Source organism: Pseudoalteromonas sp. Z1A6 (genome assembly GCF_011378745.1).
GTDB lineage: Bacteria > Pseudomonadota > Gammaproteobacteria > Enterobacterales > Alteromonadaceae > Pseudoalteromonas > Pseudoalteromonas arctica.
In genome coordinates this window covers 1-7,874 of the sequence record NZ_WTKW01000201.1, presented here as the reverse complement: position 1 = coordinate 7,874, position 7,874 = coordinate 1, and the positions used below count along the sequence as shown (strand labels likewise).

Sequence of the window (7,874 nt, the reverse complement as noted above, 5' to 3'; positions counted from 1 at the left end):
TTTTTCAAAGATATGAGAATAAGTTGTAGGGTTAAGCTTGCTGGCGCGCGCACAGAGCGAAAGAGGGTGGCGGCAATAATATTAAAGGTTACTTAAGTTTTAATATTTTATAACACAGTTAAAGCTGAAACTGCTGCTTTAAAATATCACCTGTAAAACTGGTTTTTAAGTAAAAGCCACGGGGTAGGGTTTTAATTATTTGCCCATTTGGACCAATAGCATCAGTCACTATTTTGCTATGAGCTGCTTTAGGGCGTATTTGCATCGCATCGCCTAAATGGCCTGATATTTCGTCGACTCTACCTAGCGCAATTAGCTCCATTTGCTCTTCCCAGTCGCGCTGTAATAAAGCGTCCTGTTCAGGTGAGGGTTGCCACAAAAAGCCGCTGCCAATGGTTCTATCAAACGGGGCAATATCACGTTCGCTTAAAATTGGCAGCCATAAAACATGATTTAGTTTTTTACGTACAGAGCTGGTATGCCACGTCATTCCTGTAACGTTCATTAAGGGTGTAACCGATACAAAGGTCGTTTCTAGTGGCCTACCTTTATAGGAAATAGGGAGTGTTTTTAGCTCAATTCCTAAATCTTCAAAATCAGGAAGTGGTTTTGAGCCCGCAGTAGCACCTAGTACATATTCAATTAACTGACCAGTCCAACCTTTTTCGCGCAGTAAATCATCTGGCGTTTTAAAATTATACTTGTTAGCAAGCTGCCCTAGAGTTAATCCGGCAATATTATTAACGCGTTGCATTAAATCGTTTATTGAGTGTGGTTTTGTAGGTCGCATGTCATGCCAATTTTATTAAAATATGAATATTATAGAGGTTTAACAACTCACTAACTACGTTGAAATTACTTATGCGGAGAAACTGCATATGATAGTTTTTTGTTATTGAGCTACTTTTTATTGCGATTATAAATATCAATTCAACGTAATTAGTATTCTTAATTTCGGTTGTATAAATATCATAGCCATGATAGCAAATAGGCTAAGCCGTGGATATCACTAGAGTTGTGTGTTTTTTGCTCGCTTGTTGTTTGAGTTAATTTTGAACATATCGAAATTAAGCTGCTTTACTTTAAGTTACTGACTCAGTTGGTTTTTTTAATGTTGTACATTCAGTTTTGATTAAGCAATTTAAAAGTTGTAAGGATAAATACAACTATATGAACATGTTTATCCACAGAATCTGTGGAGAAGCCAAGTTTTTAGATCTAATATTGTGGATTTGTTTGCAAAATGAGCGTGTTTTACAAAAGTTATGCACAAACTGTGAGTAACTAGAGGAAAACAAGAACCGCAATAGCCTTGTTAAGTTATTTTCCAAATATTTACCCACTCTCCATAATTTATCAATGTACTAAAAGCTCAAACTTAGCTTACTAATCGGGTTGGGTATAATAGTATTTGCCGTATTGCGGCTAATGTGGAACAATCATTAAAAATCGACTTACAAATGAGGCACTAAGGTGATTGATGCCGAAGGTTTTCGTGCCAATGTCGGAATTGTGATTTGCAATAATCAGGGACAGGTTTTTTGGGCCAGACGTTATGGTCAACACTCTTGGCAATTTCCCCAAGGTGGTGTTGATGATGGCGAAACTGCAGAACAAACCATGTACCGTGAATTACACGAAGAAGTAGGGTTGCGACCAGAAGATGTAGAAATAGTCGCAAGCTCAAAACATTGGTTACGCTATAAATTACCCAAACGATTAATCCGCCGAGACTCTAGTCCGGTGTGTATTGGGCAAAAACAAAAATGGTTTTTACTAAAATTACGCTGTAAAGACGAAGATGTAAATTTACTTAAAACCCATCATCCTGAATTTGATGATTGGCGCTGGGTAAGTTATTGGTATCCTGTAAGACAGGTTGTATCGTTTAAACGGGATGTTTATCGACGTGTAATGAAAGAGTTTGCTCCTTTCGCCATGCCTTTTAATAAGAGAGAACAACATAAAGATCATTGGCGAAGTAAAAGGTAGTTAATTCAGAATAAAATAAAGGAGCAGGACATGCTGGCTACACTGAGATCTATTGCGGAGTCTGTATCGCGACAAGCGAATTTAGACAGCGCATTAGTGTGCTTTGTGCAAATGGTTAAAGATGCCATGAAAACCCAGTGCTGCTCCATTTATTTTGCAGATTACAGCCAGGACAATTTTGTACTTATGGCAACCGAAGGGCTAAACCCCGATGCGGTAGGTAAGTTTAGAATTGGTTTTACCGAAGGTTTAGTTGGCCTAGTAGCGCAACGTGAAGAACCTATTAATATTGCATTTGCTAAATCGCATCCTCGTTTTAAGCTCTCCCCCGAAGTAAATGAAGAAGGCTACAACGCTTTTTTATCTGTACCCGTTGTTCATCAAAAAAAAGTACTGGGCGTTATTGTTGTCCAACAAAAGATGGCACGTGTATTTAGCCAAGACGAAGAGTCGTTTTTAATAACGCTTTCTGCCCAACTTGCGTCACAGTTAGCGCATGCTGAAATTAAAGAAATACTACGCCAAGATGAATCATCTCATCAAACGTCTGTTTTAAAAGGTGTATCGAGCGCGCCAGGAATAGGTATAGGACAAGCATTTGTTGTATTACCAAAACTTGATTTTAAATCTATTGAGCTTTTAAAAGACAGTGACGTCACTGAGCAGCGTCGTTTGTTTACTCAAGCTGTAGCTGCAACGCGCAAAGAATTTAATACCCTATCGATGACGCTAAGCGATTCTATTCCGCACGAAGCTCTTGCGGTATTTGATGTGTATCAACAACTGCTTGATGCTAAAAGTTTAGGGCATAATGTTGAAATGCAATTACAAGAAGGGTGGTGTGCTAAAAGCGCCCTAAAAATTGTAATAGAGCGTTTAATATCTCAATTTAATGCCATGCAAGACCCTTATATAAAAGAGCGTGCTATTGACGTTAAAGACATAGGTCTTCGCGTATTACACCACCTTGTAAATACCGAGCACGCTGTTAAAAATTATCCGGCCAACACTATTTTAATTGCTAATACCTTAACACCCGCCATGCTTGCTGAAGTGCCAAAAGGTCATTTAATAGGCGTTGTAAGCGTAAATGGCTCTGCAAATAGCCATGCTTCTATATTAACGCGTGCGATGGGCATTCCTGCCATTTGGGGTATAGAGGATTTACCTCTACTGCAGTTTAATGGCAAACCGATGATTTTAGATGCATTTGCTGGGCGTTTATATATATCGCCTTCACAAATGCTGATGGACGAATACACAGAGTTACAGCATCAAGATAACCTACTTAATAACCGCTTTTTAGCTGAGCAAGACTCAGAATCAATTACGCTTGACGGTGAACATGTTAGCTTATTATTAAACGCAGGCCTTGAGCTTAATACTGAGCAAAGTAGCGCTCATATTTGTGACGGTGTGGGGCTTTATCGAACCGAAGCGTGGTTTATGCAAAAGGGTCAGTTTCCTTCGCAATCAGAGCAAGAAAATTGGTACCGAGAAGTACTAACTAGCTATCATCCTAATCCTGTGGTTATGCGTACATTGGATATTGGGGGCGATAAGGTACTTGATTACTTTAATATTACCGAAGAAAACCCATTTTTAGGTTGGCGTGGTATTCGTATAAGCCTTGATCATCCAGAGTTATTTTTAGATCAACTAAAAGCGATGCTTAAAGCAAATATTGGTTTGGGTAATTTAAAAATAATGCTCCCTATGATCAGTGGCACTGAAGAAGTTGATGAGTCACTTGCGTTATTTGAACAGGCTTATTTTGAGTTAAGTGAAAAATACCCAGAGCAAACCATAGAAAGACCCGACATAGGAATAATGCTGGAAGTACCTTCAAGTGTATTTATGCTTCCAGAGTGGTCAAAAAAAGTTGATTTTTGCTCAGTAGGCAGTAACGATTTAACACAGTATTTATTAGCAGTAGACAGGGCTAACGCACGTGTAGCCGAACTTTTTAACCCTTATCACCCAGGTGTACTAAGAGTACTAAATAAAGTGGCGCACGAATGTGAGCAATATGAACTGCCATTTAGTTTGTGTGGTGAACTAGGCGGCGATCCTGAAGGAGCTATTTTACTTATTGCCATGGGGTACAGACGCCTGAGTATGAATTTATCATCGCTTAATAAAGTGAAGTGGGTACTTAGGCGTTTAAATGTCAGTGACATGGAACAACTACTAAGTGAATGTTTAGCGCAATCCACAGCCAAACAAGTACTACGTTTAACGCGAAGCTTTATGCTAGAGCATAAATTAGGTGATTTGTTTTACACCCCAAAATAAGCTTGTACACCTAATTAATTGCAATACACAGATGCTATTAGTTTTATAATCCTTTAATATATAAACCTTAAAAGGGTATTTGAGATTACTATGTATGACTTAGGTTTGTTAGTCGCAAGCTGCGCACTACTAGGCTGTATTGTTGGGTTTTTAGCTGGGTTACTAGGCATTGGCGGCGGTTTAATTATCGTTCCAGTACTAAGCACTCTGCTACTCTCATTTAATGTAACGTCGGCTGATCATGTATTAGTAATTGCTATTGCAACCTCACTCGCTTCTATTTTATTTACTTCAACGTCTTCAGCGCTGGCTCATCATAAAAATGATAATGTGCCTTGGGCAATCGCCCCGTGGGTTATGTCGGGTGTTGCTTTAGGTGCACTTATTAGTGGCTTTGCAGCAAGTTTAATCCCTGAACAAATATTACGTACAGTGTTTGCTATAAGTGTTGTATTTATTGCAGCAAGAATGGTGCTCTCCGCGCGTAATAAACCGATGTCAGAAAAACCGTTGCCGGCTGGTCCTATTTTAGGGGGCGTTTCTGCAATAATGGGCGGGTTATCAGGTTTAATAGGGATTGGCGGCGGAGCTTTAATAGTACCGATGCTTAATTATTTTTCGGTTGATATAAAAAAAGCAATTGGCTGCGCGGCAGCGTGCGGAATTGTTATTGCATTATTTGGCTCTATTGGTTACATCAGCGCAGGCTGGCATGTTACCGATTTAGAGCATGGTTTTGCCGGGTTTGTTTATTTACCTGCATTATTTGGGATTGTTATTACCTCGTGGTTTGTTGCGCCCATTGGCGCCAAAGCAACTCACTATTTACCTGTTAATACAATTAAGAAAGTTTTCGCGGTACTGCTTGTAGTTATCGCAATTAAAATGGTTTTTAGCTAAAGGTTTATTTTTTATGGCACTTGAGTTTCCTCAAATTGATCCAATTATTTTTTCTGTTGGACCGCTAAGCGTACGTTGGTATGGCTTAATGTACTTAATAGGTTTTGCATTTGCGATGTGGTTTGCTAATCGTCAAGCGTCAAAGCCAAATTCGGGTTGGACTAAAGACCAAGTAAGCGATTTACTGTTTTACGGCATGTTAGGGGTAATACTAGGTGGGCGTATTGGCTACGTATTGTTTTACCAGTTTAGTTATTTTATAGAAAACCCACTGTATTTATTTAGGATAGATCAGGGCGGTATGTCGTTCCATGGTGGAACACTTGGCGTTATAACCGCCGTCGCAATTTTTTCGTGGACGCGTAAAAAGTCACTGCTTCAAGTAGGCGACTTTGTTGCACCACTTGTTCCTGTAGGGCTTTTAGCAGGGCGTATTGGTAACTTTATAAACGGTGAGTTATGGGGCCGAGTTACTGACGTGCCATGGGCAATGGTATTTCCAACGGGCGGTCCGCTTGCGCGTCACCCATCGCAGTTATACGAAGCATTTTTTGAAGGCTTAGTGCTGTTTTTAATCCTGCAATGGTTTATTAAAAAACCACGTCCAGCAGGCAGCGTAGCCGGTGTATTTTTATTAGGTTACGGCGTGTTTAGATTCTGTATTGAATATTTCCGTCAACCCGATGCACAACTCGGTTTATTTGCCGACTTTATTTCAATGGGACAAATATTGTCACTTCCTATGATAGTGGGTGGTTTAGGTTTATTAATTTGGGCATATAAGCAACCACAACACGTTAAAACAGCTAAGGCATAATAAGAAAAGCATGAAACAATATTTAAAATTATGTCAGCGTATTGTTGACGAAGGTCAGTGGGTCGAAAACAAACGTACAGGTACGCGTTGTTTAACCGTTATTAATGCCGATTTAGAATACGATGTGGCTAATAATAAGTTTCCAATGATCACTACGCGCAAAAGTTACTACAAAGCAGCGATTGCTGAGTTACTAGGATATTTACGCGGGTACGACAGCGCTGAGCAGTTTCGTGAAATTGGCTGTAAAACATGGGATGCTAACGCAAACGATAACAATGCATGGCTTAATAATCCTCACCGTAAAGGCGAGGACGATATGGGCCGTGTTTATGGCGTACAAGGCCGTGGTTGGCAACGTCCAGATGGCTCAACGCTTGATCAGCTTTCCAAAGTTATTAATAACTTAAAAAATGGCATTGATGACCGTGGTGAAATAATCACGTTTTATAATCCAGGTGAGTTTGAGCTTGGTTGTTTGCGGCCGTGTATGCATACGCACACTTTTTCGCTACTTGGCGATACGCTATATTTAACGTCATACCAGCGAAGCTGTGATGTACCGCTCGGCCTTAATTTCAATCAAATTCAGTGTTTTGTGTTGCTTGCGTTAGTGGCTCAAATTACCGGCCACAAAGCGGGTAAGGCGTATCATAAAATTGCTAATGCACACATTTACGAAAACCAACTTGAACTGATGCGAGACGTGCAGTTAACGCGTGAGCCATTTGAATCACCTCAGTTAAAAATTAATCCAAAAATTAAATCATTAGAAGACATAGAAACGTGGGTAACACGAGACGACTTTGAAGTAATAGGCTATCAATGCCATGAAGCGATTCAATATCCATTTTCAGTATAATAAAAGATTAAGGAAAACATAAAATGAAAGCAGTGATCCCAGTAGCGGGCCTTGGTACTCGTATGTTACCAGCCACTAAAGCAATTCCTAAAGAAATGCTTCCAGTGGTAGACCGTCCTTTAATTCAATATGTAGTAAACGAAGCCGTTGCTGCAGGAATTAAAGAAATAGTGTTAGTAACGCACTCAAGTAAAAATTCAATCGAAAATCACTTCGATACAAGTTTTGAACTAGAAGCTACTTTAGAAAAGCGTGTTAAGCGGCAACTACTTGCCGAAGTGCAAGCAATCTGCCCTAAAGACGTAACCATTATTCACGTACGCCAAGGTGAAGCAAAAGGCTTAGGCCATGCTATTAGTTGTGCAGCGCCTATTATTGGTAACGAACCGTTTGTAGTTATTTTACCAGATGTAATTATTGATGATGTAGAGAGCGATCTTAAAAAAGATAACTTAGCAGAAATGATCGCTAATTTTGAGAAAACCAAGCACAGCCAAATTATGGTAGAACCAGTACCAATGGCACAAGTGAACCAGTTTGGTGTGGTTGATTTAGGTGATGTTGACTTAAAGCAAGGTGAAAGCTCGCCAATTCTTAATATGGTAGAAAAGCCGCCAGTAGATGAAGCTCCATCAAACTTAGCTGTAGTGGGTCGATACGTATTAAGCGAAAATATCTGGCCGTTACTTGCAAAAACTCCGCAAGGTGCAGGCGACGAAATTCAATTAACTGACGCAATTGCGATGTTAATGGAACACGAAAAAGTAGATGCATACGCTATAAAAGGCCGTAGCCACGATTGTGGAAGTAAAATTGGTTACTTAAAAGCAACGATTGAATTTGCACTTCGTCGCGACGAATTTGCCGATGAATTAAAATCATTTATCAAAAAACTGATTTAACAGTTAACGTAAAACATGAAAGGCGCCTATATCGGCGCCTTTTTTTATGAGTTTTATCAGGGCCTGTTTATCTTTCGAGGTTAAATTTGCAGCAGGCTGTTTGGTA

Annotated in this window: 7 protein-coding genes; 6 read left to right on the top strand and 1 reads right to left on the bottom strand. The window is 39.7% G+C overall.

Annotated features, from left to right (window positions below):
* Nucleotides 1-118 precede the first annotated feature (118 nt).
* The gene (mutH, locus tag GQR46_RS13000) at nucleotides 119-790 is read right to left on the bottom strand and encodes a DNA mismatch repair endonuclease MutH (RefSeq protein WP_024589993.1); all 672 of its coding nucleotides are present in this window, start codon (nucleotides 788-790) and stop codon (nucleotides 119-121) included.
* Between the two features lie 683 nt (nucleotides 791-1,473).
* Here mutH and rppH point away from each other — a divergent pair.
* The 6 genes from rppH (at nucleotide 1,474) to galU (ending at nucleotide 7,768) form a co-directional block, all read left to right on the top strand.
* The gene (gene rppH, locus GQR46_RS12995) at nucleotides 1,474-1,992 is read left to right on the top strand and encodes an RNA pyrophosphohydrolase (protein ID WP_002958704.1); all 519 of its coding nucleotides are present in this window, start codon (nucleotides 1,474-1,476) and stop codon (nucleotides 1,990-1,992) included.
* Between the two features lie 30 nt (nucleotides 1,993-2,022).
* On the top strand, nucleotides 2,023-4,287 hold the full coding sequence (gene ptsP / locus GQR46_RS12990; RefSeq protein WP_165727554.1) for a phosphoenolpyruvate--protein phosphotransferase: 2,265 nt from the start codon (nucleotides 2,023-2,025) through the stop codon (nucleotides 4,285-4,287).
* Between the two features lie 90 nt (nucleotides 4,288-4,377).
* On the top strand, nucleotides 4,378-5,187 hold the full coding sequence (locus GQR46_RS12985; RefSeq protein WP_024589991.1) for a sulfite exporter TauE/SafE family protein: 810 nt from the start codon (nucleotides 4,378-4,380) through the stop codon (nucleotides 5,185-5,187).
* A gap of 13 nt (nucleotides 5,188-5,200) precedes the next feature.
* Entirely contained in the window at nucleotides 5,201-6,004 is an 804-nt protein-coding gene (lgt, locus tag GQR46_RS12980; RefSeq protein ID WP_007583122.1) for a prolipoprotein diacylglyceryl transferase, read from the top strand.
* Nucleotides 6,005-6,014: 10 nt separating this feature from the next.
* Entirely contained in the window at nucleotides 6,015-6,866 is an 852-nt protein-coding gene (locus GQR46_RS12975) for a thymidylate synthase (RefSeq protein ID WP_101217579.1), read from the top strand.
* 23 nt (nucleotides 6,867-6,889) lie between these two features.
* Nucleotides 6,890-7,768 carry a UTP--glucose-1-phosphate uridylyltransferase GalU gene (galU, locus tag GQR46_RS12970; protein WP_007583126.1) on the top strand — a complete coding sequence of 293 codons (879 nt, stop codon included), beginning with the start codon at nucleotides 6,890-6,892 and terminating at the stop codon, nucleotides 7,766-7,768.
* The last annotated feature ends 106 nt before the right edge of the window (nucleotides 7,769-7,874 follow it).

Coding starts and splice junctions, on each gene's coding strand:
- mutH (WP_024589993.1), bottom strand. CDS start 790: ATGCGACCTACAAAACCACACTCAATAAACGATTTAATGCAACGCGTT.
- ptsP (WP_165727554.1), top strand. CDS start 2,023: ATGCTGGCTACACTGAGATCTATTGCGGAGTCTGTATCGCGACAAGCG.
- GQR46_RS12985 (WP_024589991.1), top strand. CDS start 4,378: ATGTATGACTTAGGTTTGTTAGTCGCAAGCTGCGCACTACTAGGCTGT.
- lgt (WP_007583122.1), top strand. CDS start 5,201: ATGGCACTTGAGTTTCCTCAAATTGATCCAATTATTTTTTCTGTTGGA.
- GQR46_RS12975 (WP_101217579.1), top strand. CDS start 6,015: ATGAAACAATATTTAAAATTATGTCAGCGTATTGTTGACGAAGGTCAG.
- galU (WP_007583126.1), top strand. CDS start 6,890: ATGAAAGCAGTGATCCCAGTAGCGGGCCTTGGTACTCGTATGTTACCA.